The organism is Paenibacillus sp. FSL K6-0276, from assembly GCF_037977235.1.
Classification (GTDB): domain Bacteria; phylum Bacillota; class Bacilli; order Paenibacillales; family Paenibacillaceae; genus Paenibacillus_AQ.
On sequence record NZ_CP150276.1, the window covers coordinates 2841972 to 2866838 of the forward strand.

The window sequence follows — 24867 nt, forward strand, 5'->3', positions numbered from 1 at the left end:
ACAGAATACAGAACTAACAGGTCTGGAACAGGGGGAATAGGAGTGACGTTGCAACAACTCCGCTACGCTATCGAAATTGCAAATAGTGGCTCCATGAATGAGGCGGCAAAGAAGCTCTTTGTCTCTCAACCGAGCCTGTCCAATGCCATTAAAGAGTTAGAAAGTGAACTAGGGATTACGATCTTTGAGCGAACTAACCGTGGAATCAGTATTTCCGTTGAGGGGATGGAATTCCTAGGTTATGCTCGCCAAATCATTGAACAGACGGAGCTTATGGAGAATCGTTATACTGGGAAAAAGCGCAGTCCGATCTATTTTTCCATCTCCACGCAACACTACGCCTTTGTGGTTGACGCCTTTGTTAATCTCATGAAGCAGAATGACGTCTCAGAATACAATTTTAGCTTGAGAGAGACGCAAACCTACGAGATTATCGAAGATGTACGTACCTTGCGCAGTGATCTAGGAATTCTTTATATTAACGAGAGTAACTATAAGCATATGAATAAACTGTTTAGTGATGGCAATCTGAAATTCACACCACTTTTTAATACCGATCCACATCTTTATGTTCGAACCGGACATCCGCTTGCTCATAAGGAAGTCATTACACAGAATGATATTGTGCCGTTCCCTTATATCACGTTTGAACAGGGTGAGAACAATTCACTGCACTTCTCGGAGGAAATGTTAAGCTTTTCACAAATTGAGAAGAATATAAAGGTGAATGACCGGGCGACACTGACCAATTTATTAATGGGTACGGATTGCTATACGGTGGGCACAGGGATTCTGGCGTCTGATCTAAATGGAGATGGACTGAAGACGATCCCTTTTGAGAGTAATGAAGTATTTACAGTTGGATGGATAGCGCATAAAGATCGTAGACCGAGTGTAATGGCATCTATGTATATCGAGATCTTGAATGACCTGGTTTCAGGTAGTTATTTTGATCTAAATCATTTTTTACTATAGCAGTAGGAGGATCGGTATGATTAGACCCGTAATTGACACCCAGAGAAATGCTCCACCTTTTCGCTACGATATCGTTGGCAGCTTCTTACGAACGGATGAGATTAAAGCGGCCCGCCTTCAATATGACAATGGTGAAATCACGGGCAGTCAGCTTCATGAAATAGAGAATATTGAAATCGCCAAATTACTGGAACAAGAAAAAGAAGTGGGTTTATTGGCGGTCACAGATGGGGAATTTCGTCGTTCCTGGTGGCATCTCGATTTCTTTGTAGGGATTAAAGGGACAGAGAAAATTAACTTGAATCAAGGAAGAGTGGAAGCGGTTCAGCGCGCGGAATCTTTTCGAATTGTAGACCGAATTGCCTTTGAAGATCATCCGATGATCAAGCAATTTATTGCTCTGAAGCAAATGGCTGGAGAACGAATTCCGAAAATGACAATACCTTCACCCGCTTTATTTCACTTTGTAGAGGAGTTTAACGGGAATGAAGTTTACCCGGATCAGGAAACTCTATTCCAAGATATTATTGCTGTTTACCGAACTGCAATCCAAGCGTTTTATGATGCGGGCTGCCGTTACCTCCAGTTAGACGATACAACTTGGGGAACGCTGTGTAGTGGTAGACATCGGGCGCATTTACGAAGCAGAGGAAAAGATCCAGATCAATTGGCTAAGGATTATGTCAGGCTGATTAACGAGAGCATTGCCAGTCGTCCGCAGGACATGACAATCGCGCTTCACGTATGCCGAGGTAATTTTCGCTCCACATGGTTCGCTGCTGGTGGTTATGAGCCTGTGGCCGAAGAGCTTTTTTCGAATACTAAAGTGGATGCTTTCTTCTTGGAGTATGATAATGAGCGGGCGGGCGATTTTGAACCCTTACGTTTTATTAAAGATCAATTTGTGGTATTAGGACTAGTAACTACAAAACATGGTGGTCTTGAGAGCAAAGAACAGCTTAAAGCGCGTATTGAAGAAGCGGCACAATATGTTGATATTGAGAAGCTTTGCTTAAGTCCTCAATGTGGGTTTGCTTCAACCGAGGAAGGGAATATCCTAACCGATGAAGAGCAGTGGGATAAAATACGTCTCGTAATTGAAACAGCCCAAGAGGTTTGGATATAAATAAAATAAGTTTTTAGAAGACTTCTGACTGATTCAGGAGTCTTTTTATGAGTGTATTGTGACAGCTTAGAGGATTAACCTACCAGTGCACTTTACTAGAGCTATTGATCAAGGGTATAATAAGTAACAATTGTTTTTAATTCATGTTGAAAGAGAGCGGGAACAATATGGGTCGTAAGTGGAATAATATTAAGGAAAAGAAAGCCTCCAAAGACGCCAACACAAGTCGCGTTTATGCAAAGTTTGGTGTTGAGATTTATGTAGCAGCCAAGAAAGGTGAACCCGATCCAGAAGCAAACCGGGCCTTGAAGGTTGTATTAGAACGTGCAAAAACTTACAATGTACCAAAAGCGATTATTGACCGCGCGATGGATAAAGCCAAAGGCAGCGGTGATGAGAATTATGAAGAGCTTCGTTACGAAGGATTTGGACCTAATGGTTCGATGATTATCGTCGATGCACTTACGAATAACGTTAATCGTACAGCGCCTTTGATCCGTTCTACATTCAGTAAGAATGGCGGGAATATGGGTGTCAGCGGATCCGTAGCCTACATGTTTGACTCAACAGCTGTTATCGGTGTGGAAGGCAAAACTGCCGATGAAGTAATTGAGATGATGTTCGATACAGAGCTTGATGTACGTGATGTGCTAGAAGAGGATGAAGCGGTTATCGTGTACGCTGAACCTGATCAGTTCCATGCCGTACAAGAAGTATTCAAGAATGCAGGAATCACTGAATTTACCGTTGCTGAACTTAACATGCTTCCACAGAACTATGTAACGCTTCCTGAAGATGCACAAGCCCAGTTCGAGAAACTGATTGATGCCTTAGAAGATTTAGAAGATGTTCAACAAGTGTATCATAACGTAGACTCTGAGGACTAAGAATAGCATATAACAAGGCGATGGAGTTCGCCTCAACTGTCTCTTCAGACTAATGACTCCTACCAGTGTGAGCTTCACTGGTAGGAGTCTGTTTTGTTGCCAGAGACTAATTTATACTGACTTTGGGAGCTGTCGTTATGAATCAATGGTCTGCACGATGGTATGGATTCGCTAAGAAAAAAAGTCATTTTGCACTTTGGAGTACGTTTATTAAATGGATTGTACTCGGAAGTGTGGTTGGTATCTTATCGGGAACTGCCTCTGCTTTCTTTCTAAAAAGCTTAGACTACGTAACAGATGTACGTTTAGAGCATCCATGGCTGCTTTACTTGCTGCCCCTTGCAGGAGTACTTGTTAGTTTCATATATAAGCGTTACGGGAAAAACAGCGCTAAAGGAAATAACCTTATTTTAGAACAAATTCAGGATGGCAGCGAGACCATTCCTTTACGTATGGCACCCTTAGTATTGTTCGGGACACTGGTAACTCACTTGTTCGGCGGATCTGCCGGGCGTGAGGGGACAGCTGTACAAATGGGAGGAAGCCTCGCGGAGTGGTTTGGGAAATTAATCAAAATCAGCCCGCTGGATCGCAAAATACTGTTAATGTGCGGGATTAGTGGAGGCTTTGGCTCTATTTTCGGAACACCGCTGGCCGGAACCTTGTTTGGTCTAGAAGTGGTAACCATTGGACTCATTAGCCAACAGGCATTACTTCCTTGTTTTGTGGCTAGCTTTGTTGGTGATTTGGTCACCACTCGATTGTGGGGCGTTCATCATACTCACTATGTAGTGAATGAATTTCCCGCTTTAAGTCTATCCATTATTCTAAAAGTGGTATTGGCCTCTGTGATTTTTGGTCTTGTGAGTATGCTTTTCAGTGAACTGACTCATTTTCTAAAAAAAACCTTCACCGCCATGATTAGCAATCCAATGTTAAAAGGTTTAGTAGGTGGTTTAATTATCATTGCGTTAGTATTCGTTGTAGGATCCCGCGACTACCTAGGTCTCGGAATTCCTTTAATCAAGGATTCTTTTGAGGGGGATGTCTCGCCGTTCGCTTTTTTATGGAAGCTGATCTTTACCGCCTTTACCTTAGGAACAGGATTTCAGGGTGGTGAAGTTACTCCGTTGTTTGCGATTGGAGCCACATTAGGTAATGTTTTGGCTGGAATATTACATGTGTATGGACCATTTTTGGCTGCGCTCGGTTTTATTGCTGTCTTCTGCGGAGCTACAAGCACGCCTATCGCTTGCTTTTTAATGGGGATCGAGCTGTTCGGTTCCGAGGGTGCTATATACATGTTCATCGCTTGTGTGGTGAGTTATTTGTTCTCAGGACATTCGAGTATTTATACTTCACAGCTTATTGGTGTATCGAAGAGCCAGTTCATTTCTATCCCTCAAGGGACCAGGATAAGTAGTGTTAAAAAAAGAAAATAAGGTAATAGGATATTTAAATATATTATCATCTGACAGAGGATGGTTAGTTCGTGATATGAGCTGACCTCCTCTTTTTTTGTCTGAATAAACAAACCCTCCAATATTACACCAGCCTTTACTTCATTTGATATAGTGTAAACCTAATATCTGAAATGAGGTGGGGATATGGTTTTATCCGTAAGTAATCTCTCTGTACGATATGGAGAAAAAATGGCTGTCCAGGATTTAAGCTTTCATTTAAGTGAAGGAGAGGTAATTGGTTTACTAGGTGCAAATGGTGCAGGGAAATCTTCGAGTATCGCTGCAATTCTAGGTATCGAAAAAAGCGAATTCCAAGAACTCGTCTTACTTGGGAAATCGCCAATAACTGAACGAAAGGAAGTGTTTCAAAAAGTTGGTGTGCAATTCCAAGATACGAATTTTCAAGATCGCTTAACCATTGAAGAAGCATGTATCCAATGGCGTGCTTTATACAAAAACCCACACACTATCGACCCTTTACTCCATATCTTTGGATTGCATGATAAGAAAAAACAGTCAGTAAAGTCGCTATCTGGTGGTGAAGGGCAGCGTTTAGCTGTTTTGTTGGCCCTTTTGCCCAATCCTCAGCTTGTCTTCTTAGATGAATTAACAACGGGGCTTGATACTAAAGCGCGTAAGATGCTGTGGAAACAGCTTTTAACTATGAAAGAAAAGGGACTATCGATTGTACTCACCTCTCATTATATGGACGAAGTAGAAGCTCTCTGCGATCATTTAATCATTTTAAGAGAAGGGAAAACAGTCGCGTCTGGTTCTATTCAAGAAATTATTACGCTTAGTGGACAAGCAACGTTAGAGGATGCTTATTTATATTTTGCAGGTGAGGAGGAATGGGAATGAAATTATTTTGGACACTACTAAAGATAGAGGGCAAGCTTGTTTGGAAAGGCATGGATATTCTTATATTCGGGATCATACTCCCGATTATATTGGCGACTCTTTTTGGATATGTCATGAGTAAAGATGTGTCAGCCAGCGGAGCATCCATGTTTGAAATCTCCTACCCTGCTGTCATATGTATAGGGATACTTGCGACAGGCGTGATGGGTGTACCCCTTACCATTGCTGACTATCGGCACCGAGGGATTTTAAAAAGATTCCAAGTAACCCCCGTATCCCCTTTACACATACTATTTGCACAAGTTGTTATTCAATTATCCTCAGCGCTTGTTTCATTTATTGGCGTAACTGCTGTATATACTTTATTATTTGATTATAAAATGAGCGGTTCATGGGGAGTCTTTCTGCTCACTTATGCATTTGTTGTGTGTGCGATGTACAGTATTGGGATATTTATCGGCAGTGTCGTGCCTGATCAAAAGTCTGCAAATTTATGGAGTTCAGTTGCCTACTTCACAATGCTTCTATTCTCGGGCGCAACGATTCCATATGAAATTATGCCGCGATTTTTTCAATGGGTAATGGATATTTTACCCCTCTCACATGGCATTCATTTACTAAAGCAAGTTTCGATTGGAGAGTCTATTCAGCACTTATTCCTTAGCATTATAATTCTTGGTTTATGTATATTGATTGGTTTAGGTGGCGCCATCAAATTCTTTAAATGGAAGTGAAGGAGGCGTACGGATGTATAGCACCAAAGAAATAGCGAGTCTTGTTAACGTACATCCGAATACCGTTCGCATTTATGAGGAGTGGAAGTATATTTCTCCAGTTCCTCGTGCAGACAATGGATATCGAGTGTTTTCAGATCTCCACTTATTTCAGCTTCAAATAGCAAGAACCGCATTTCATTGTGAGATTATTCAAGGTCATAGTCGAGCAAAAGCACGTGCCGTTGTTGAAGCTAGTGGTAAAAGAGATTTCAAGCTGGCATTTAAACTTGCTCATGACTATTTGGCTCATCTTGAACAAGAATATCAATTAGCTTTAGAAGCGATTCAATTGGTTGAACAATGGCTCAGTGGCAAGGGGTCATTGTCTTATCAGACCTATACTCGGAGTGAAATCACTCAGTTATTGAAATTAACACCTGAAATCCTAAGGAACTGGGAAAGAAATGGTTTATTAATGGTTCCTAGACTACCGAATGGTTATCGCATTTATACAGAAAAAGAATTAAATAGAATGAAGATTATTCGTACATTGCGATCAGCACACTATTCAATGAATGCTATTCTTCGACTAATAAATACAGCAGAACAATCAAAGGAACTAAGCATCAAAGAAATACTAGATACGCCTGGAGAGTTCGAAGATATTGTCACAGTAACGGATCGTTTAATCTATTCTCTAGAAGAAGCGATACAAAAAGCAAAAGAAGTTATACAACTGTTGGAGTCTAAAAATAAAGAATGATTTCCCGCTCTAAGTTGACAAGTAACGGTATGCGTTTTAAACTGTTACCAAACGAAGGGATGGTTTAACATGATTCATGTAGAAACTGTAAAGTTATATACCAGAGGCTGCTCCGAACAAACGGATACAAACGATGAAACGTTGTCCGGAGCTTAATCAAAAGCGTATTGCTTTTATATCATCGATAGATAGCAAATCCGATTTAGCGTGAAATGTCATGCTTATTTGGTTATGCTATCTTTCGATGTTAATGATTAAGAGGCTGTAGACAATTTTCGTCTACAGCCTTTTGTGTTATAGTGCTCAGTTTCTACACTGACATTTATATGTTCGTACCGTTCATTCGTGTACTGACAAGCAGAAGGCTTGCACCTAAGGGGGCAGTGTCTTCTGCTTTTTTTGCGTTCTTAATTAATTTCAGAAAAGAGGAATAGGAAATGAGTTTACTTGAGGTTTCTAATTTATCACATGCCTTTGGAGATAAGGTTCTATACAAGAATGTGTCTATGGAATTGTACAAGGGTGAGCATGTAGGCGTGGTTGGACAGAACGGAACGGGGAAGAGCACGTTAATTAGCATCTTGACGGGCGAAGTGATTCCAGATGATGGAATGATAAAGTGGCAGCCCAATATTACAATCGGTCATCTCGATCAGTATGCTGCCATGGATGGAAACAGTACGGTTCATAATTATTTAAGACAGGCTTTCTCAGAATTATATGAACTAGAACGAAAAATGAATGAGCTTTATGAGGAATGCGCTGTAACTGGCAATGAGATGTTATTGCAAAAGGCAGCAGACTACCAGGAACGATTAGAAGCGCTAGACTATTATTCGATGGAGAGCAACATTAGTAAAATGGTTACGGGTCTAGGGATTAATGCGATTGGAATCGATCGTCCCATCGAGCAGTTAAGTGGGGGGCAGCGGACTAAAGTCATTCTAGCCAAGCTTTTACTTGAACAACCTGATGTGCTATTACTCGACGAACCAACCAATTATCTGGATACGGAACATGTTAACTGGCTCGCTGAGTATCTGATTGCATTCGATCAAGCGTTCATTGTCGTATCTCACAACTATGCCTTTCTCGATAAAATATCCAATAGTATTTACGATATTGAGGGGGAAACGATTAAAAAATACCATGGGAAATATTCAGATTTTGTGAAGCAGAAGGAACATTTACGAGAGAGTCATATCCGGCAATATCATGCACAGCAGAAAAAAATTGAAACTACAGAGCAATTCATTCGAAAAAACGGTGCAGGTGTCAATTCAAAAATTGCCCGTGGTCGCCAGAAACAGCTGGATAGGATGGAACGAATCGCTGCTCCGACATTTGTCTCCAAAGCGTCTATTTGCTTTAAGGAGCTTTCGTGCACTTCACAAGTAGCGCTTAAAGTGGATCACTTAGTGGTTGGTTATGATAAACCTTTGTTGCCTAAATTGAAGTTCTCCATCCGTGGCGGACAAAAGCTGGTGATTACGGGGTTCAATGGAATAGGGAAATCAACATTTCTTAAAACATTGGTTGGAGAAATCCAAGCGATTACCGGTAGGTTTCAGTTCGCAGAACAAGTCAAAGTCGGTTACTTCGAGCAAGATTTAACTTGGGAAGATGATACGATGACACCTATTCAGGTGATTTCAGCTTATGATCCCAAACTGACGGTAAAGGAAATACGTCGCCATCTAGCGCAGTGTATGATTAAAGATACCCTTGTAACACAGTCTATTCGTACACTCAGCGGCGGTGAACAGTCTAAAGTTAAGTTGTGCCTTTTACTGCTCTCAGAATACAACTTCCTAATCATGGATGAGCCGACCAATCACTTAGATGCTGAAACGAAAGACGCTTTACAAAAAGCATTAATCCAATTTAGTGGTTCTGTGATTCTTATTTCTCATGAAGAACAGTTTTACCAGGGATGGGTCGATCGTGTGCTTAACATAGGAGATGAAACCAGAAATAAAGGAGTTAAATGAGCTAATGCAAACCATTAATGACAACTTGAAGAGAAAAATAACCCTATTACTAACAGCTCAAACCATATCTTTATTTGGACCGTTATAGTCGTAAAAAAATGATAATGCTAGCGGATGGCATGATTGCGATCGCTACACTTATCCTCGCCGTGATGTTTTTGATGGGTTATAAAAATATTTGGTTGCTATATGTAATTTTGCTGATTCGAGCAGCAGGTACGGGCATACAGGTTCCTGCTGTGAACGCACTTATTCCTCAAATTGTTCCAAAAGATTAGCTTATGAAGGTAAACGGAGTAAACAGTAGTATTTTATCCTTGATGATGTTTCTGGCTCCAGCAGCAGGTGGCGTGATTCTATCGATTAGTACCATAGAAACTACCTTTTTTATTGATGTGATCACTGCAATCATAGGGATCGGTATGATGTGTATAATCGTTGTTCCAGCTCACGCTAAGGTGGGGGACGTTAAGAAATCGAATGTACATGATATAAAGGAAGGATTTAAGTACCTAAAGGATCATGCCTTTATTAAATTGGTGGCGGAGGGACCGGTGGATATGCCGTAAGCGGATTACAAAAATAATGAGTGCTTTTAGTAAAGTGAATTCCTTTTTGCTTATAGCAGAGCCGGATTCAGTAGAAGAAAAAAACTTGTTTCGGCAACCATCTATTTTAAAGAAGGATTCACAAGGACAGTATCAAATAGTAAATAGAAACGAAGGAACCTTTACACTGGATGAGGTGAATTCTGCAACTACTAATAAACTAGGTACTTTTATAACACGAGATAATAATGTTAGGGATAATTTACTTAATGAAATTGCCAACACATACTCAAATGAGTTATAAATTTATGGAGACTGAATGATCAGTCTCCATCTTTCTTCAGTAAGGAGGTAGTTATGAAAAAAAATAGCATCATTTCAATTTCACTGATAATTTTATTGATTTTAATAATTGTATTAGTCAAACCGACGCAAGAGATCGTTAGCGTTAGCCTTGTGTCCGAAACAACGGAAATCACTTACACTGACAGTGAAAGCATTCGAATCTTTGAAGATGCTATAAGAACTACAAAAAAAGTACCCGGGGCTATTGATGTGGGTGGTCCACCAACTTATCAAATGACTGTTACTTATGCTAATTCTGAAATTGTCGGATTCAGCCTTTATATGGATTTTAAAACTAAAAATGGCTACCTGATTAAAGATTGCAATAGCGAAAAGATGCTGGATTTAAGAAATGAGAATTCGGTAGAGCTAGCTGATCTTTTAAGTAAAGAAAAGAGAGAATAATATTTGAAATATTCTTAAAAAGGTTATAGTGTTAGAAACTCAATCTAAAAAATCATTTTTCTGTATTTAATCGCAGTTTATTGACCAGTTCATAAATATTAGGGCTTATTTTGCCATGGAGACAATAGACACCTGTTTGGTGTCTTTTTGCGTTCCATGGTTTTTTATGCCTATAGAAGGAGATAGAGTGGATACGGTTGATATTAGTCGAGCAGCTGAGCAGCAGAGCATTATGTACTTTCTGAGTTGCCTTCAGAGATGTTCCCGTTACATGATTATGATGAAGTTCATGCAATGTATCGGATGGGGTAGATAGTGTCGCGACGGCGCTTGTAGCCTTCACGGTTATCATTTTCCCAAGGGAAAAATCAAGCTTGTTCATATGCGTGTCGATGGAGATTCTGGAGATACGACTAAAAAACAATTGTTTGATTGGCCGCAGACTGATGTATATCTTCAGTACTTAAGCGAAAAACTTGATCTTCCCTTAGTTGTTATATGGGGTGAATTAAATTTAGAAGAGAGAATTCGGGACCGTAAAATGTTTCCAGACTCTAGCTGCTGTTTCTGCACTTCGTATATGAAAAGAGACGTTTATGCGAAGTGGGTTCGTCAATTCGATAATTGCAAGATCCTATTATTGACCGGTGAACGATCTGAAGAATCTAAGGAACGATCTAAGAAACCTGTTTTCATGCTTCATTCGGCACATGCGACGAACAAAAAGAATCGCACCGGTCCGCTAGCTGATAGAGTCCAAGTGGAGACTATTCTTTTATTCGTTGGTACTGCGGTGATTATGTGCGCCTTGTATGCAGTGATTAAACTTATTGCCTTAGTAAAGGACTACGATTAACATGAAGTTATTCCAAATAAAGACAATCAAAGCCAAACGGTTCTTAGTTCGATAAATTGTGGAGGGGGTAAGGTATGTATATCAATACATCTTCTTTAACACAGTTTCATCAAGGGTTAGAGCCCACTGATTCATCACTTGAGCTATTCCTTAATCAGTATTTAGATGGTTATGATAAGTTGGAGCCTCACATCCATGCTTTTGTATCGGAAGAGAATAGAGCAGATAGAATCATGAGTGAAGTAGCGCTGCTAAGACAAACCTATAATGGCGTCCCAAAACCATCATTATATGGAGTTCCAGTAGGAGTAAAGGACCTGATTCATATAGACGGCTTGCCCACTCGTGCGGGTTCAAATCTTCCTCCACAGGAATTAACACGTTCAGAAGGTAGTTTTATTAAAAAGCTGCGGCAAAAAGGAGTATGGTTCACAGGCAAAACGGTGACCGAAGAATTCGCTTATGCCGGGCATCTCCCAACTCGTAATCCTCATCATTTGGATCATACATCAGGAGGCTCTAGTGCAGGGTCTGCGGCGGCAGTAGCCACTGGTATGTGTCCATTTGCGATAGGCACACAGAGTTTGCGTTCAGTTATGGCACCTGCTTCCTTTTGTGGTGTTGTTGGATTTAAGCCAAGCTATGGTCGTATCCCTTTGGATGGTGTTCAGTTGATGTCGCCTTCTTTTGATACGATGGGATTTTTCACACAGAATATGGTTAGCATGGAGCGGGTCTCTTCAGAACTCATCTCGGAATGGACGCCTTTCGAATCCAACCGTAAACCTGTGCTTGGTATTCCAGAATGGGTATTCATGACTTTATTAGAAGAGGATGCTAAACATACTTTTTGGAGCCAGATTAAGAAGTTGGAACAAGCGGGCTTCGTCATAAAAATGGTTGAGATGCCATGGGAAGATAGTTTCATCTATGGGGATGGAATGTTGAGGTTAGTACAAGGGGAAATGGCTCAAGGGCATGCCGTACGATTTGAAAAATACAAAGATTGCTATGGTACTGTGATGCGTGATGGTATTGAATCAGGTCAAACCATCAAAGAGGAAGAACTGGAGCGATATCGTAAAGGACAAATCAAGTTGAGATATGATCTACTGGATGTCCAAAGGGCACAAGGGATTGATATTTGGGTCTCGCCCGCTCAGGCGGGAACTGCTCCATTGTGGGGAACACGGACAGGATGGGCCGGAATGACGGCCATATGGTCTTACGCAGGAGCGCCAAGTGTAAGTATTCCTTCAGCCACTATTCATAACATGCCTTTAGGATTTCAATGTATTGGGGCTTACGGGCAGGATGAAGAGCTTATATATTGGAGTAGGCTTGTATCACTAGCACTTGGGTAATCCTATAATTTTAGAAATGGAAGGTGTTACGTTGACCAATCAAAAACTCGAGTATCCACCATTACACACAGAAAGAATCGATCTTCGAATTTTAAATCTAGGGGATGCAGAAGCAGTATATAGACATTTCTCAGATGAAGAAGTTACTAGATATATGGATATCGAACCCTGTAAAGATCTAAAAGAGGCAGAAGAGATCATTCAGTTCCATATAGATGATTTGGGCTGCAGATGGGGCATGTTCGATAAAGATATGAATGGGCTCATCGGCACTTGCGGATTTCACTATTTAAGAAGAGAAGGTAGTGAATTCACAGCAGAAGTTGGATATGATTTATCCAGAGCTTACTGGGGAAAAGGGCTTATGTACGAAGGGATAAAAGAAGTTATTGATTTTGGGTTCTCTAAAATGGGACTAACAACTATTGATGCTACAGTTGAACCTGAGAATGTTAGGTCGATTACATTGATGGAGCGATTAGGGTTTGAAAGGGACGCTGAACTTCGTGATCAATTAGTATATTTTGTACTTAAACGCTAAAAACACGTGAAACTAAGTCAATTGGGTCCAGATTGTACAAGCAGAAAAGGAGGAATTAGCATCTCATATACTATCACAATCGAAAAGAGGTGGTAGTTTATGACTGCTGCAGAGAAGAGAAGAATTCAAAGAGCTTTAAATGCTTTGCGTAAACAAAGAGTGGTTTTGAAAGCAAGTCTTAAAAGAATCGATGATAATCTTTGTAGATTGCCTATTGCCAGATTTGAAGTGCAAGCAGTAAGAGAGTCAATAGTAGAAGCACTTCGACTAAATGCTATTGCTATAAGAAATTTAAAAGCAATAACTTGTGCTTGTTAATTCTTAAAAAGAAAATATAGGTGAGTTTACAATTTCGGGTGAACCTAATCGTTCGCCTTTTTTAAATTGTTGATACATTACATAATATTCGAAATTGCGGAGATCCAGAATATGAGTTGAGGTACTCATTTGTGAGTGGTGCGATGATCTAAAGATAGTACCTTATGGCGCAAGGGTTGTGAGAAATGTGGAGGGAGTGTTGATGGAAAATATAGTATTGGATTAAAAAATAAAGAACTCAACTTTCGCAGCTTAAATCTTTAAACAAACCCTTGATATAGCTGAGTAAACTAGCGATCCAATCCTGTAGTTGACAAAAACAGACGTTTTGTTCTTTTTTGTTTTCGCTTGAGCCAGATCGAGAAATAAACCCATAAGTTGCTGAAGTGCGGTCTGGAAGTCTAAATCTCGGACTTCATCGGCAAACAGAAAAAAAGTCCACCGAGAGTTCGGTCATTACTCGTTTGTCGTCGTTCATATTCCATCGCCAAATAGCGGTTAAATACAATGGTCGTGTGGCTAATCAGTTGCTCAAACGAACGACCTTGAAACTCTGTACCTAATTTCAAATAGCTTTTGGTCACTTTATAAAAGGTCTCTATACTCCAGCGCATTCCGTAAATTCGTACGATTTCAGCGGAACCTAGGGCTACATCTGTTCTTACGTCCTTAAGGGTTTCAGCTGATAATCTAGCTTCGAAAGTTGAGTAATTAGAAATACCTGTACGTAGATAAATTTACTTTTTTTTCGGTATATTTAAAGCCAAACATGTATTTATGGAAGAATAACGGGTAATGAGATAAATAAGACGTATATACTTTATATGGAAGGGGTTTGGAGGAAGTTCCAATTAAAAAATATATCCTAAATCATTTGAAATAACACAAACAAACATTATTGCAGTCTATTAATCTCAACAGGAGGCAAAATATGATTAAAAAACTAACTTTAACGCTCGCGGCAACGGCCTTGCTTATTCTCCCTGCTCTCCCTGCTCCGAGTTTTGCGGCTAATGCAGGAGAGACTGTGACCAGTGGTCAGTTGCTGAACAATCGGGTGTTGATTCCGTTACGTGCCGTATCTCAACATCTAGGAGCGAGTGTGGGATGGTTCCAGAAGGAAAAATTGGTGTCGATTGATAATGGTGGTTCCAGAATATTCCTTGCTGCTAATTTCAAACGAGCGCTCGTATATACTCTACCCATTGATCAGAGTACTGTTAAGTACATTGAGATGGATGTTCCAGTTCAGGTGATTCAAGGGACGACCTACGTTCCATTGAAATTTGTAGGTCAATCTTTGGGTGCAACAATCGCATGGAATCAGCAGTCCAAGCAAGCAACGATTGCAGTAGATGGGAAGAAGATTGTGGTGAATATGGAGCAGCCGTCTATCTCAGTCCCTTCCTCACAGCAAATCACGGACACGCATCTGATACTATTGTCTCAAAAACTGAACGAAGCAGTGATTGGGTCTTCCGTTAAGAATTTAACAACTCTTTTTAAGCCTTTATTTACGGAAAAGTTAATTCGATCGATAAGCCAAGATAATCTAGAACACTCAACTAAGTATGAAGCACCTATTACTTCGGTAGAATATACGAGTAAAACGACAGCGACGTTATCGCAATCTGTCATAATAGCCAACGGTTTGACTGCCGAAGACCAATATATTGAAGATCGTACAGCTCAATTGATATATACCGGTGGAGTTTGGAAAGTCGATCGTGTAAATTACACTAGAAGAGTAATTCCTGCAGGGTTTGGACAATATAATCCTACTTAACTGAATCGCTGGGTTACAAGCTATGGATATCTAAAAAAAGAAGCCCTGAACGAAAGAGGGCACTGAAAAAGTAATAGTTTTGAAAAAATCATGAATTTAAGGGGGGAAAGTATGACTTCCGATATGTAATTCGAGCCTTAGAAGCGATTCTAGAGGCTCTTTTTTTGCTATTTTATTGTTTTTAGAAAAGGTGGACTTTTTCAGTAGCTTCCCTCGAAAACGGGGCTCTGTTTTTTTCTATAATATCTCTGGAATTATACATAACGATTTATTTCTCGTGCTTTTATGTTTCGGTGGAATATTTGAGGGGGTTTCAATTCTAACTAAATCACTGCAAAAAGTCCGCTATTTAAAAGGACTCGTAAAGGGGCTGCTCGCTTTAACACGAGTGGAATCCTCTTCATTGACCGTTCAAATTGAATACATACAGATCGAACCTTTTCTTGCCAGGACCAATAGACGAATGGAGATCTTATACCCGGAATTAACCTTTGAACTGACCTTGGAGCAAAAGGGATGCATCGTGAAATCGAAGGAACCGGCTTAGGTCTGTCATCGCCAAAAAGCTAATTTTAGCATTATCAAGGGGAGCGATTTTCCTACAAAATCTCACGAGCCGTTACATATTGCTTCAACCAATACGGACTTTTCCACTTCGTGATAGTGACACCAGGTGGGATTTTATAGGTATTGATCATGTTGCCATTTCCGATATCGACGCCAACATGACCAATCCGATTGTCAGAATATCTGTCTCTTCTGAAAAAGATTAAATTTCTTGCTTCGATTTCTTTTTGGGTAATTATTCGACCGATTCGAGCTTGTTAGATTGTTACATCTGATTCGTCAATTCCCTTTGATTTTCTAATGTGATGATGTGAATAGCAAGTTGTAGATGGAATTGTGTTTCGGATTCATTGAGGTCAAAATTTCCAATTGCGATCGCGCGATTGAGCCTGTAGCGTAAAGTTTTGGGGTGGATATTTAATTCAGTAGCCGTCTTTTTTAATTGAAAGCCCAATCGAGCGAAAGCTAACAAAGTATGGATCAGTACGTCACCGTTCTTACTTCGCCTTAAAGGGTCAAATAGTTTGCCGAGAAAGGATGTTCTTGCATCATGATCCCCCATCAAAACACGAGGAACTAATAAGTCTTCGTAACGATGGATTTGACCAAAATTGATATGGGGTAGTATTGAACTAACTTCCTTAAATCCTTGACGAATGTTACTAAAACCACGATGAGGGAGACTGACGGCAAAAGAAAAATTGGAGTCTTTAATTAACTTCCATATGTCTTCGGATTGAATTCGATCGGGTATTAAAAATAAGATTTGATTTTGTGTCAGAGAAAGTACGGAAGGTATATTCATTTCTTGCATTATCCGTTTTAAGTTATCAGCGAGACGTTCACGCTTAAGGATACCTTCATGTGACAGTGGAACAGGTGCGTCCATAATGAGAATACCAACGGAATATATAGCTTCTGGTTCAAAGCCCAAAAGTTCAGCGCGTCGTAGAGTTTGAGGTGTAGTAATAAACTCACCTTCAAATAATGAATCCAAGAATGAATACCCTAACTGTGCTTCTAATGAGGCTAGGGCACGTTGCTGTGAGATATGTAAGGCCATAACAATAGACGCAGATTGGGCTGCACGGAGGTCTACTTCACCAAGTGGATGCTGACCTTCAATTATCCAAAATAGACCAACCAATTCTTTCTTGATCGAAATGGAACACACAAAATAGGAAGTTGTATCGGAGCCAGAGGTAGAGGGGATTCTTATTGGTTGAGAACTTGAATGTAAAGAAAGTTTTTTTGTTTGTTCCTTGGAAAAGATAGAAAATTCTCGAAGAAATATCTCCGCCTTCTCCCCTTTGTAGGCTTCCTCTTCCTTATGATAAACAGCTAATAAAGGCCCTTCTGGATGTTGAATAACGATGGTTCTTCCTATTAACCTACCAAATGTTAGAGCTATTTCCTGAAGATCTCTTGCTTCTAAAGCGATACGTGTAACTTCCTGATGAATGAACTCAGAATGTTCTTGTAATTTATATTGATAGGTCAGAATTGAACTCAGGATTTCTTCTGTAATGGCATTAAAAGAAATCTCCCAAGGTATTTCAATAAGTGGGAATTGCAGTTCATTAGCTACTGCGCAGGCAATTGCAGGCATTTCATCAAAGTATTGGGGTACGGCTAGACCTACACCAGTGAGTCCACGTTTAGAAAATTCGATAACAAGATCACGGAGTTTTTCTTCATCTTTGGGCCATCCGTAGCCAGTCGTTAGGAGAAAGTCTCCCGAACGTACCCATGGTAGAGGATTTGGCAGATCAACGATAGGCACCCAGCGGATCATCTGATCGAGATTTTCGGCGCCAGCTACGATTCTAGACTGTCGGAGTGTTGGTAGTTGTAAAGCATCGATTAACTTCATTAGTGATTCACTCCAATAAGAGAAGATTATTATTCCTTAGTGATAATAAATATAAATAAAATTATCCCTTAGAGCAATAGTATTCTGAATATTATTCAATTAAAATTAGGAAAAGAAAGCGTTTTTATAATCTAAAAAATACATAATAATCCTTTGGGAAAAGGATGAAGAGGGGTATGTGGACATGAAAATGACACGTAAGTTTGTATCAGTAAGCTCACAATTCCCGGCGAATCGTACGCAGGAATTATTAGATAAACGGCAATTATTTATACCACGTGGTGTCAGCAACAATACTCCCGTTTTTGTTCAAAAGGCCAAAGGGTCTTTGATATATGATGTGGACGGTAATGTTTTCTTGGATTTTGCTGGAGCTATTGGCACGATGAACGTAGGCCATTGTCCACCAGAGGTTGTGGATGTAATTCAAAGACAAGCCGAACAGTATATTCATACATGCTTTCACGTAGTAATGTACGAATCTTATCTATCCCTCGCGGAGAAGCTTTCCGAAATAACTCCAGGGAATTTTAAGAAAAAGACCATTCTTTTGAATAGCGGAGCAGAAGCAGTGGAGAATGCTGTGAAAATCGCAAGAAAATTCACAGGAAAACCTGGGATAGTTTCATTTACACGTGGATTTCATGGACGTACACTGCTCGGAATGTCTCTTACAAGCAAAGTAAAACCTTATAAATTCCAAATGGGTCCATTTGCCCCAGCTATTTATAAAGCACAATATCCGAATCCAATGAGTCGCCCTCAAGGTATGTCCGAGAATGAGTACGCACTGTATTGTGTCCAGCAGTTTGAGGACTTCCTATATACGGAAGCTTCACCAGAAGAATTAGCAGCTGTCATCATGGAGCCTGTGCAAGGAGAAGGTGGGTTTATCGTTCCACCGAAAGAATTTGTTAGAGGCGTGTATGAAATTTGTAAGCGTGAGAATATTTTGTTCATAGCTGATGAAATTCAGACAGGCTTCGGACGAACAGGAGAAATGTTTGCTAGTACGCACTTTGGGATCGAGCCTGATTTGATTACAATGTCGAAATCTATTGCAGCGGGATTGCCAATTAGTGCAGTTACAGGACACGCAGAAATTATGGATGCCCCTGCACCTGGTGAGATTGGCGGGACTTACGGTGGTAGTCCACTTGGATGTGTTGCAGCAATTGCTGTAATCGAAAAAATCGAGCGTGAAGGACTATTAGAAAGATCACGTTTGATCGGTCAAACGATCATGAACTGCTTTACAGATTTACAGAAAACAATCCCTCTCATTGCAGATATACGTGGGCTTGGAGCGATGTGCGCTATTGAATTCGTTCATGCGGATAACAAAGAACCGGCCAAAGCATATGTATCAGCAGTGCAAAAGGGATGCTATGAAGCTGGTGTTATCCTATTAAGTGCAGGGGTTCATGGTAATGTAATCCGTTTCCTAACTCCACTTGTTATTACTGATGAAGAGCTTGCTGAAGGGCTAGAAATAATCAAAGAGGTAATGCTTCAGCAATATGAAAAACTAAGAAAGTAGGGAATACATGTGAAGTGGGACTTATTTATTAACGGACAATGGAAAGAAGCAACACAGTACAAAGCACTATATTCCCCTTTTTCAGGGGACAAAATCGCTGATGTAGGCTATGCAAACGAAGTAGATACGGAAGCTGCGATTCAAGCGGCTGAGTCAGCTGCAGAGAAGATGGCTAAATTACCAGCTCATAAGCGTTCAGCTATTCTAGATAAAGTGGCTCATCAAATAGAAGCACGTAAAGAGGAGCTTGCTCAACTTCTGGCTTCGGAAGCGGCAAAACCGCTAAAGACCGCAAGAGGTGAAATTGCTCGTACGATTCAGACTTATAAATTTGCGGCAATGGAAGCAAGTCGCATACACGGAGAAACGATTCCATTGGATGCGGCACCAGGTGGAGAGGGGCGTATAGCTTTTACGATTCGTAAACCACTTGGTGTGGTAGCTGCCATTACACCTTTTAACTTTCCGTTTAATTTGGTCGCACATAAGGTCGGACCTGCGATTGCAGCAGGAAACTCGGTTGTATTAAAACCAGCAGATCAAACTCCTATATCCTCTTTGGTATTAGCTGAGATTTTTCAAGAAGCTGGGCTGCCAGATGGCGCATTGAATATCATTCCCGGACTTGGCTCAGTTGTTGGCGAGATGCTCGTCTGTGATTCGAGAGTGAAGGCTGTTTCATTCACAGGAAGTCCGGCAGTAGGAATCGCTATTAAGAATAAAGCTGGATTGAAGCGTGTTACGTTGGAGCTGGGCTCGAATTCAGGTTTAATTATTGATCAAACATATGATATCTCCGATGAGTTAATCGATCGCTGTGTTATCGGAGCATTCTCATACAGTGGTCAAGTGTGCATTTCGATTCAACGAATATATGTACACGAAGATAAGTATGAGGAATTTATAACTAAATTCAAAATAAAAGTAGAAAAACTCGTAATTGGTGACCCATTCGATGAAACCACAGATATATCAGCTTTGATCCATGAAAAAGAAGTTAATCGGATGCAGATGTGGGTAGATCTTGCTGTATCAAGAGGTGCACAAGTTATCATAGGTGGTAAGGCTCATAATTCTCGAATATTTAAGCCTACGATCTTGACAAATGTAGCTAGTGATGAGCCTGTATCCTGTGAGGAAGTGTTTGGACCTATCGTAACAGTTTCTCCATTTGGCAAGCTAGAACAAGCAATTGAGGAAGTAAACCATTCGCGTTTTGGACTTCAAGCAGGCATTTATACGAATGATATTCATTCGGCTATGCAAGCTGCGGTTCAGCTTGAAGTAGGCGGGGTTATGATTAATGATTTTCCAACGTTTCGTGTTGATAACATGCCATATGGCGGTGTGAAAGAAAGTGGATTCGGACGCGAGGGTGTTCAATATGCCGTCGAAGAAATGACAGAGATAAAGCTCATTACTATTAACTTAAAATGATCATCTTGTGATCAATTTCCGGGAGGTACATGATGACACAGGTTCAGATGAAAGCGAAGTATTTGAAAAATTTTATTGGTGGACAGTGGGTCGAGAGTAGTGGCACTCATTATGAAGAAGTACCAAATCCAGCGACAGGTGAAATTATAGCCTATGTTCCTATTTCATCTAAAGATGATGTGAATAAAGCCGCTGATGTAGCTAGCATAGCGTTTGATAGTTGGAAGAAAGTTGCGGTGCCCAAAAGAGCGCAGTTCCTGTTTCGATATCAGCAACTTCTTGTTCAAAGCTGGGATGAGCTGGCGCAGATCGTAACTTTAGAGAATGGAAAAAGTTATCAAGAGGCTTATGGCGAAGTTCAGCGTGGAATTGAATGTGTAGAATTTGCAGCTGGGATTCCGACACTAATGATGGGGTCACAGCTTCCAGATATAGCAACTGGACTTGAATCAGGTATGTACAGATATCCAATCGGTGTGGTTGGAGGCATAACACCTTTTAATTTTCCTATGATGGTTCCGTGTTGGATGTTCCCGCTTGCTATTGCATGTGGAAATACATTTATATTGAAGCCATCAGAACGAACACCATTACTTGCCAATAGGATTGCTGAACTATTCAAGGAAGCTGGATTCCCTGATGGTGTTTTGAACATAGTACATGGTGCAAAAGATGTGGTAAATGGTCTGATCGAGAATAAAGAAGTTAAAGCAATTTCATTCGTTGGTTCACAGCCTGTTGCAGAATATGTATACAAAACTGCAAGTGCGAACAGCAAGAGAGTTCAGGCACTCGCAGGGGCCAAAAATCATTCCATCGTAATGCCAGATGCAGAGCTTAATAATACAGTTACTCAAATTATTAATGGTGCATTTGGATCAGCAGGTGAACGCTGTATGGCTTGTGCGGTTGTTGTTGCAGTTGGAGATATTGCAGATCAGTTAGTTGAACGACTTAAGCAAGCTGCCGATCAGATTGTCATTGGGAATGGCATGGACAAGGAAGTCTTCCTCGGACCAGTTATTCGTGAAGAAAATAAAACGAGAACGTTAAGGTATATCCAAAATGGCGAGTCAGAAGGCGCTAAGCTTGTGCGTGATGGCAGTAAAGATGCCGCAATTGAAGGAAAAGGGTATTTTGTCGGACCAACTATTTTTGATCATGTCAATATGAATATGAAAATTTGGAAAGACGAGATCTTTGCTCCTCTGCTGTCGATCGTTCGAGTTAAGGACTTAAGTGAAGCAATTGAGATAACGAACAATTCTGAGTTTGCGAATGGGGCATGTATTTACACAGATAGTGCCAAAGCAGTACGCCAGTTCCGTGAAGATATCGATGCGGGTATGTTGGGTGTGAATATTGGGGTTCCAGCTCCGATGGCTTTCTTCCCTTTCTCTGGTTACAAGAAATCCTTCTATGGAGATTTGCATGCTAATGGAAGAGATGGTGTTGAGTTCTATACGCGCAAGAAAATGTTGACTGCTCGTTATTAAAGTGAAAGGTTGATGAATGATGACCTCTTCGGATGATAGTGCAGAAATTACAGCAAAAGATCGTCAGTATTTGTGGCACGCGATGTCTCCTTATAATCCGAATCAAGGACCAATGGTTGTCACTCAAGGGGAAGGTTCCTGGATTACGGATATTGAAGGGAACCGCTATCTTGATGCAATGTCTGGTCTATGGTGTGTGAATGTAGGCTATGGAAGACAAGAATTAGCGGAAGCTGCTTATGAGCAGTTAAGAGCAATGGCATATTATCCTCTATCTCAAAGTCATCTTCCAGCGATTCAACTAGCAGAGAAACTGAATGAATGGCTTGAAGGGGATTATGTAATCTTTTTTTCTAACAGTGGTTCAGATGCAAATGAAACCGCCTTCAAGATCGCAAGACAATATCATCAGCAAACGGGGTCTCCTCTTCGTCACAAGTTTATATCTCGCTATCGTGCTTATCATGGTAACTCAATGGGAGCATTAGCCGCAACGGGTCAAGCAACCCGCAAGTATATGTATGAACCACTTGGCGGGGGATTTCTTCATGTGCGTCCTCCAGATAACTATCGTCGACCTGAAGGTATGTCAATTGAAGAATTCAACCTCTTCTGTGCACGTGAAATAGAGGAAAGAATCATTTGGGAAGGACAGGAAACTATAGCAGCTGTAATTATGGAACCAGCAATTTCTGGCGGTGGAGTTCTCGTTCCCCATCAGATTTACTTTGACGAAGTCCAAAAAATTTGTAAGAAGTATAATGTGCTGCTCATCATCGATGAAGTCATATGTGGATTTGGTCGTTCCGGGTTGAAGTTTGGACATATGAATTACAATGTTAAGCCAGATATTGTCACGATGGCCAAGGGCTTGACAAGTGGATATTTGCCATTATCAGCAACAGCTGTTCGCAAGGATATATATGAAGCTTTTAAAGAACAAGGTGAATTTAATCATCTTCGACACGTCAATACATTTGGTGGCAGTCCAGCTTGTTGTGCATTAGCTCTCAAAAATCTTGAAATTATAGCGAATGAAAATTTGGTACAACGTTCCGAGAAGTTCGGAGAGCGTTTGGTAGCAGAAATGAGTGATCTTATGGATCACAGACTGGTAGGCGACATTCGCAGTTTTGGTTTTTTGATGGGGTTCGAGCTCGTGGAGAACAAAGAAACGAAAGAACCGTTATCACCTGTAGCTGTAGGTAAAATTATTGCAGCATGTAAAGCCAAAGGTTTGATCATTGGTCGTAATGGCGATACAGTACCGGGATTCAACAATATTCTTACATTATCACCACCACTTTCATCCACAAATGAAGATTTGGATTTTATCATTCAAACATTTAAACAAGTGATGAAAAATAATTAGACAGAATGTTTAGTGAAATTGTCCAAAAAGAGGAAAAATCTCTTTGATTCAGAATAAGTAATTATTGTCTAAACTAGTACAATTAGATGTCAAAATGGTTACATTTTTCACGAAACGTTTTTTTGATGAATAAATAATTGAAAAATAGAAAGGAGGCAAGAAGCAATGGATATTAAGAACATGTACATTGATGGTAAATGGGTGCTCGGAAGTGGAGGAAGGACGCGTAAGATAATAAATCCTGCCACAGAAGAAGTTATTTCGATTGTTACCGAAGGCAATGTAGATGATATTAAATTAGCAATTGTGGCGGCACATAGAGCGTTCTATGAAGATGGCTGGATCGAAAGTAAGGCAAGATATCGTTCAGAATTGTTGCTTCGTCTTGCAAGTAAGTTAGAGGAGGCATCAGAGGAATTTGCCATACTCGAAACGTTGAATAATGGAAAGCCCATTAATGAATCGAGATTTGATGTCATCGATGCGGTGAATCAGTTCAGATATTACGCAGGGTTAGCAACCAAGCCACACGGACAGGTGTATGACGTACCAGATGATGTTCAAGCAATGGTAGTTATAGAAGCAATTGGCGTTGTGGCATTAATTACGCCATGGAATTATCCATTAGTGATGGCGACGCAAAAGATTGCAGCTGCAATCGCTGCAGGATGTACGGTAGTAGTAAAACCAGCCTCTGTTACCCCACTTACAGTCATTAAATTGTTTGAGTTGATCGACCAATTAGATTTTCCGAATGGTGTCATTAATCTTGTTCTGGGACCAGGGGCTACGATTGGGAACGAAATATCTGTAAATCCACTTGTTGATAAGATCTCCTTTACTGGAGGGACAGAAACAGGAATTGAAATCGCTCAAAAGGCAGCTCATACTATGAAAAGATTAAGCCTAGAACTAGGGGGGAAATCTCCTCTGGTCGTGTTTGAAGATGCAGACTTTGATGTGGCAGTTGAATATGCGCTTTTTGCAGTTTTCGCCAATCAGGGTCAAGTGTGCTCTGCAGGATCCCGACTCATTGTTCAAGAAAGCTTGTATGAGCGATTTGTAGCGGAATTATTACTCCAAGTGAAAAAGATCAAGATCGGACCTGGTATTGAGGAAGACACGTTAATGGGCCCTCTCGTATCAGAAAATCAGTTAAAAAATGTTCTAGGATACGTAGATATCGGTTCAAATGAAGGTGCGACATTGCTATGTGGTGGTAAACAAATTGAAGGTAAGGGCTATTTCATTGAACCTGCAATTTTTACCGATACGACACCTGATATGAGAATTGTACAAGAAGAAATATTCGGACCTATTCTTGTTATTCAGAAGTTCAGTACCGAAGAGGAAGCCATCCGTTTAGCCAACGGTACTAAATTTGGCCTAGCAGCTGGCGTATTTACGAACGATTCCGCAAAAGGAATGAGAGTAATTCGTAAGATTAGAGCAGGTATTACTTGGATTAATACCTACCACAACACTTACAATGAAGCACCATGGGGTGGATTTAAGATGAGTGGTATTGGAAGAGATTTAGGTACATATGGATTCCAACAGTTTTTGGAGCCTAAACAAATTAATATCAAACTGAATGTTACTCCAGCAGGCTGGTTGTCACAATAATAGTCTAGATT

The 24867-nt window shown here is 40.5% G+C and carries 22 protein-coding genes, 2 pseudogenes and 1 riboswitch; of the genes and pseudogenes, 21 read left to right on the forward strand and 3 right to left on the reverse strand.

The genetic code is table 11. The features are described from left to right. The first annotated feature begins 42 nt into the window (after positions 1 to 42). From MHH52_RS13345 to MHH52_RS13415, 15 genes and pseudogenes are all read left to right on the forward strand, one after another. Positions 43 to 975 (forward strand): LysR family transcriptional regulator, encoded by a 933-nt coding sequence (locus tag MHH52_RS13345; protein ID WP_340009128.1) that lies wholly within the window; start codon positions 43 to 45, stop codon positions 973 to 975. Positions 976 to 991: 16 nt separating this feature from the next. Continuing rightward, positions 992 to 2101: a 5-methyltetrahydropteroyltriglutamate--homocysteine S-methyltransferase gene (locus MHH52_RS13350; protein ID WP_340009130.1), complete on the forward strand. Its 1110-nt coding sequence runs from the start codon at positions 992 to 994 to the stop codon at positions 2099 to 2101. Between the two features lie 167 nt (positions 2102 to 2268). Further along, positions 2269 to 2988, forward strand: a complete 720-nt coding sequence (locus MHH52_RS13355; RefSeq protein WP_340009132.1) for a YebC/PmpR family DNA-binding transcriptional regulator — start codon at positions 2269 to 2271, stop codon at positions 2986 to 2988. Between the two features lie 7 nt (positions 2989 to 2995). Then, a riboswitch (Fluoride riboswitch) is annotated at positions 2996 to 3057 on the forward strand. 68 nt (positions 3058 to 3125) lie between these two features. Beyond that, positions 3126 to 4430, forward strand: a complete 1305-nt coding sequence (locus tag MHH52_RS13360) for a voltage-gated chloride channel family protein (protein ID WP_340009134.1) — start codon at positions 3126 to 3128, stop codon at positions 4428 to 4430. Positions 4431 to 4595: 165 nt separating this feature from the next. After that, complete coding sequence (locus MHH52_RS13365; RefSeq protein WP_340009135.1) at positions 4596 to 5312, forward strand: ABC transporter ATP-binding protein; 717 nt, start codon at positions 4596 to 4598, stop codon at positions 5310 to 5312. After that, a complete protein-coding gene (locus MHH52_RS13370) occupies positions 5309 to 6046 on the forward strand; it encodes an ABC transporter permease (protein ID WP_340009137.1) in 738 nt (245 codons plus the stop codon). The genes MHH52_RS13365 and MHH52_RS13370 overlap by 4 nt, the downstream gene beginning before the upstream one ends. A gap of 13 nt (positions 6047 to 6059) precedes the next feature. Then, positions 6060 to 6791 carry a MerR family transcriptional regulator gene (locus tag MHH52_RS13375; RefSeq protein WP_340009139.1) on the forward strand — a complete coding sequence of 244 codons (732 nt, stop codon included), beginning with the start codon at positions 6060 to 6062 and terminating at the stop codon, positions 6789 to 6791. A 437-nt stretch (positions 6792 to 7228) separates the two neighbouring features. Continuing rightward, positions 7229 to 8782: an ABC-F family ATP-binding cassette domain-containing protein gene (locus MHH52_RS13380; protein WP_340009141.1), complete on the forward strand. Its 1554-nt coding sequence runs from the start codon at positions 7229 to 7231 to the stop codon at positions 8780 to 8782. Positions 8783 to 8786: 4 nt separating this feature from the next. Continuing rightward, positions 8787 to 9318: pseudogene (locus MHH52_RS13385) on the forward strand (MFS transporter); the annotation flags it as partial. Between the two features lie 49 nt (positions 9319 to 9367). Beyond that, positions 9368 to 9634, forward strand: coding sequence for a hypothetical protein (locus MHH52_RS13390; RefSeq protein ID WP_340009143.1), 267 nt, complete (start codon positions 9368 to 9370; stop codon positions 9632 to 9634). A gap of 53 nt (positions 9635 to 9687) precedes the next feature. Continuing rightward, on the forward strand, positions 9688 to 10080 hold the full coding sequence (locus tag MHH52_RS13395) for a hypothetical protein (protein ID WP_340009144.1): 393 nt from the start codon (positions 9688 to 9690) through the stop codon (positions 10078 to 10080). A gap of 580 nt (positions 10081 to 10660) precedes the next feature. Further along, positions 10661 to 10936, forward strand: a complete 276-nt coding sequence (locus tag MHH52_RS13400; protein WP_340009145.1) for a hypothetical protein — start codon at positions 10661 to 10663, stop codon at positions 10934 to 10936. Between the two features lie 74 nt (positions 10937 to 11010). Then, entirely contained in the window at positions 11011 to 12300 is a 1290-nt protein-coding gene (locus MHH52_RS13405; RefSeq protein ID WP_340009147.1) for an amidase, read from the forward strand. Between the two features lie 31 nt (positions 12301 to 12331). Next, positions 12332 to 12841 carry a GNAT family N-acetyltransferase gene (locus tag MHH52_RS13410; RefSeq protein ID WP_340009149.1) on the forward strand — a complete coding sequence of 170 codons (510 nt, stop codon included), beginning with the start codon at positions 12332 to 12334 and terminating at the stop codon, positions 12839 to 12841. A gap of 99 nt (positions 12842 to 12940) precedes the next feature. Then, positions 12941 to 13159: a hypothetical protein gene (locus MHH52_RS13415; RefSeq protein ID WP_340009150.1), complete on the forward strand. Its 219-nt coding sequence runs from the start codon at positions 12941 to 12943 to the stop codon at positions 13157 to 13159. A gap of 238 nt (positions 13160 to 13397) precedes the next feature. On the opposite strand, the pseudogene MHH52_RS13420 reads toward MHH52_RS13415, so the two are convergent. Then, positions 13398 to 13818: pseudogene (locus MHH52_RS13420) on the reverse strand (IS4 family transposase); the annotation flags it as partial. Positions 13819 to 14090: 272 nt separating this feature from the next. On the opposite strand from MHH52_RS13420, the gene MHH52_RS13425 reads away from it, so the two are divergent. Then, positions 14091 to 14945 carry a copper amine oxidase N-terminal domain-containing protein gene (locus MHH52_RS13425; protein WP_340009152.1) on the forward strand — a complete coding sequence of 285 codons (855 nt, stop codon included), beginning with the start codon at positions 14091 to 14093 and terminating at the stop codon, positions 14943 to 14945. Positions 14946 to 15544: 599 nt separating this feature from the next. Here MHH52_RS13425 and MHH52_RS13430 read toward each other — a convergent pair. Next, entirely contained in the window at positions 15545 to 15760 is a 216-nt protein-coding gene (locus tag MHH52_RS13430) for an NlpC/P60 family protein (RefSeq protein WP_340009631.1), read from the reverse strand. Between the two features lie 17 nt (positions 15761 to 15777). After that, positions 15778 to 17385 (reverse strand): PucR family transcriptional regulator ligand-binding domain-containing protein, encoded by a 1608-nt coding sequence (locus tag MHH52_RS13435; RefSeq protein ID WP_340009154.1) that lies wholly within the window; start codon positions 17383 to 17385, stop codon positions 15778 to 15780. A gap of 184 nt (positions 17386 to 17569) precedes the next feature. On the opposite strand from MHH52_RS13435, the gene gabT reads away from it, so the two are divergent. The 5 genes from gabT (at position 17570) to MHH52_RS13460 (ending at position 24856) form a co-directional block, all read left to right on the forward strand. Further along, positions 17570 to 18925, forward strand: coding sequence for a 4-aminobutyrate--2-oxoglutarate transaminase (gene gabT / locus MHH52_RS13440; protein WP_340009156.1), 1356 nt, complete (start codon positions 17570 to 17572; stop codon positions 18923 to 18925). A 9-nt stretch (positions 18926 to 18934) separates the two neighbouring features. Further along, positions 18935 to 20362 carry an aldehyde dehydrogenase family protein gene (locus MHH52_RS13445; protein WP_340009157.1) on the forward strand — a complete coding sequence of 476 codons (1428 nt, stop codon included), beginning with the start codon at positions 18935 to 18937 and terminating at the stop codon, positions 20360 to 20362. A gap of 32 nt (positions 20363 to 20394) precedes the next feature. Continuing rightward, positions 20395 to 21858 carry a CoA-acylating methylmalonate-semialdehyde dehydrogenase gene (locus tag MHH52_RS13450; RefSeq protein ID WP_340009633.1) on the forward strand — a complete coding sequence of 488 codons (1464 nt, stop codon included), beginning with the start codon at positions 20395 to 20397 and terminating at the stop codon, positions 21856 to 21858. 19 nt (positions 21859 to 21877) lie between these two features. Next, positions 21878 to 23230 carry an aspartate aminotransferase family protein gene (locus tag MHH52_RS13455; RefSeq protein ID WP_340009635.1) on the forward strand — a complete coding sequence of 451 codons (1353 nt, stop codon included), beginning with the start codon at positions 21878 to 21880 and terminating at the stop codon, positions 23228 to 23230. A gap of 165 nt (positions 23231 to 23395) precedes the next feature. Beyond that, complete coding sequence (locus tag MHH52_RS13460) at positions 23396 to 24856, forward strand: aldehyde dehydrogenase family protein (RefSeq protein WP_340009159.1); 1461 nt, start codon at positions 23396 to 23398, stop codon at positions 24854 to 24856. Positions 24857 to 24867: the final 11 nt, after the last annotated feature.

What these genes read in the sequence shown, in the direction of transcription:
- MHH52_RS13350 (WP_340009130.1), top strand. Translation starts at nt 992, where the DNA reads ATGATTAGACCCGTAATTGACACCCAGAGAAATGCTCCACCTTTTCGC.
- MHH52_RS13355 (WP_340009132.1), top strand. Translation starts at nt 2,269, where the DNA reads ATGGGTCGTAAGTGGAATAATATTAAGGAAAAGAAAGCCTCCAAAGAC.
- MHH52_RS13360 (WP_340009134.1), top strand. Translation starts at nt 3,126, where the DNA reads ATGAATCAATGGTCTGCACGATGGTATGGATTCGCTAAGAAAAAAAGT.
- MHH52_RS13365 (WP_340009135.1), top strand. Translation starts at nt 4,596, where the DNA reads ATGGTTTTATCCGTAAGTAATCTCTCTGTACGATATGGAGAAAAAATG.
- MHH52_RS13370 (WP_340009137.1), top strand. Translation starts at nt 5,309, where the DNA reads ATGAAATTATTTTGGACACTACTAAAGATAGAGGGCAAGCTTGTTTGG.
- MHH52_RS13375 (WP_340009139.1), top strand. Translation starts at nt 6,060, where the DNA reads ATGTATAGCACCAAAGAAATAGCGAGTCTTGTTAACGTACATCCGAAT.
- MHH52_RS13380 (WP_340009141.1), top strand. Translation starts at nt 7,229, where the DNA reads ATGAGTTTACTTGAGGTTTCTAATTTATCACATGCCTTTGGAGATAAG.
- MHH52_RS13390 (WP_340009143.1), top strand. Translation starts at nt 9,368, where the DNA reads ATGAGTGCTTTTAGTAAAGTGAATTCCTTTTTGCTTATAGCAGAGCCG.
- MHH52_RS13395 (WP_340009144.1), top strand. Translation starts at nt 9,688, where the DNA reads ATGAAAAAAAATAGCATCATTTCAATTTCACTGATAATTTTATTGATT.
- MHH52_RS13400 (WP_340009145.1), top strand. Translation starts at nt 10,661, where the DNA reads ATGAAAAGAGACGTTTATGCGAAGTGGGTTCGTCAATTCGATAATTGC.
- MHH52_RS13405 (WP_340009147.1), top strand. Translation starts at nt 11,011, where the DNA reads ATGTATATCAATACATCTTCTTTAACACAGTTTCATCAAGGGTTAGAG.
- MHH52_RS13415 (WP_340009150.1), top strand. Translation starts at nt 12,941, where the DNA reads ATGACTGCTGCAGAGAAGAGAAGAATTCAAAGAGCTTTAAATGCTTTG.
- MHH52_RS13425 (WP_340009152.1), top strand. Translation starts at nt 14,091, where the DNA reads ATGATTAAAAAACTAACTTTAACGCTCGCGGCAACGGCCTTGCTTATT.
- MHH52_RS13435 (WP_340009154.1), bottom strand. Translation starts at nt 17,385, where the DNA reads ATGAAGTTAATCGATGCTTTACAACTACCAACACTCCGACAGTCTAGA.
- gabT (WP_340009156.1), top strand. Translation starts at nt 17,570, where the DNA reads ATGAAAATGACACGTAAGTTTGTATCAGTAAGCTCACAATTCCCGGCG.
- MHH52_RS13450 (WP_340009633.1), top strand. Translation starts at nt 20,395, where the DNA reads ATGACACAGGTTCAGATGAAAGCGAAGTATTTGAAAAATTTTATTGGT.
- MHH52_RS13455 (WP_340009635.1), top strand. Translation starts at nt 21,878, where the DNA reads ATGACCTCTTCGGATGATAGTGCAGAAATTACAGCAAAAGATCGTCAG.
- MHH52_RS13460 (WP_340009159.1), top strand. Translation starts at nt 23,396, where the DNA reads ATGGATATTAAGAACATGTACATTGATGGTAAATGGGTGCTCGGAAGT.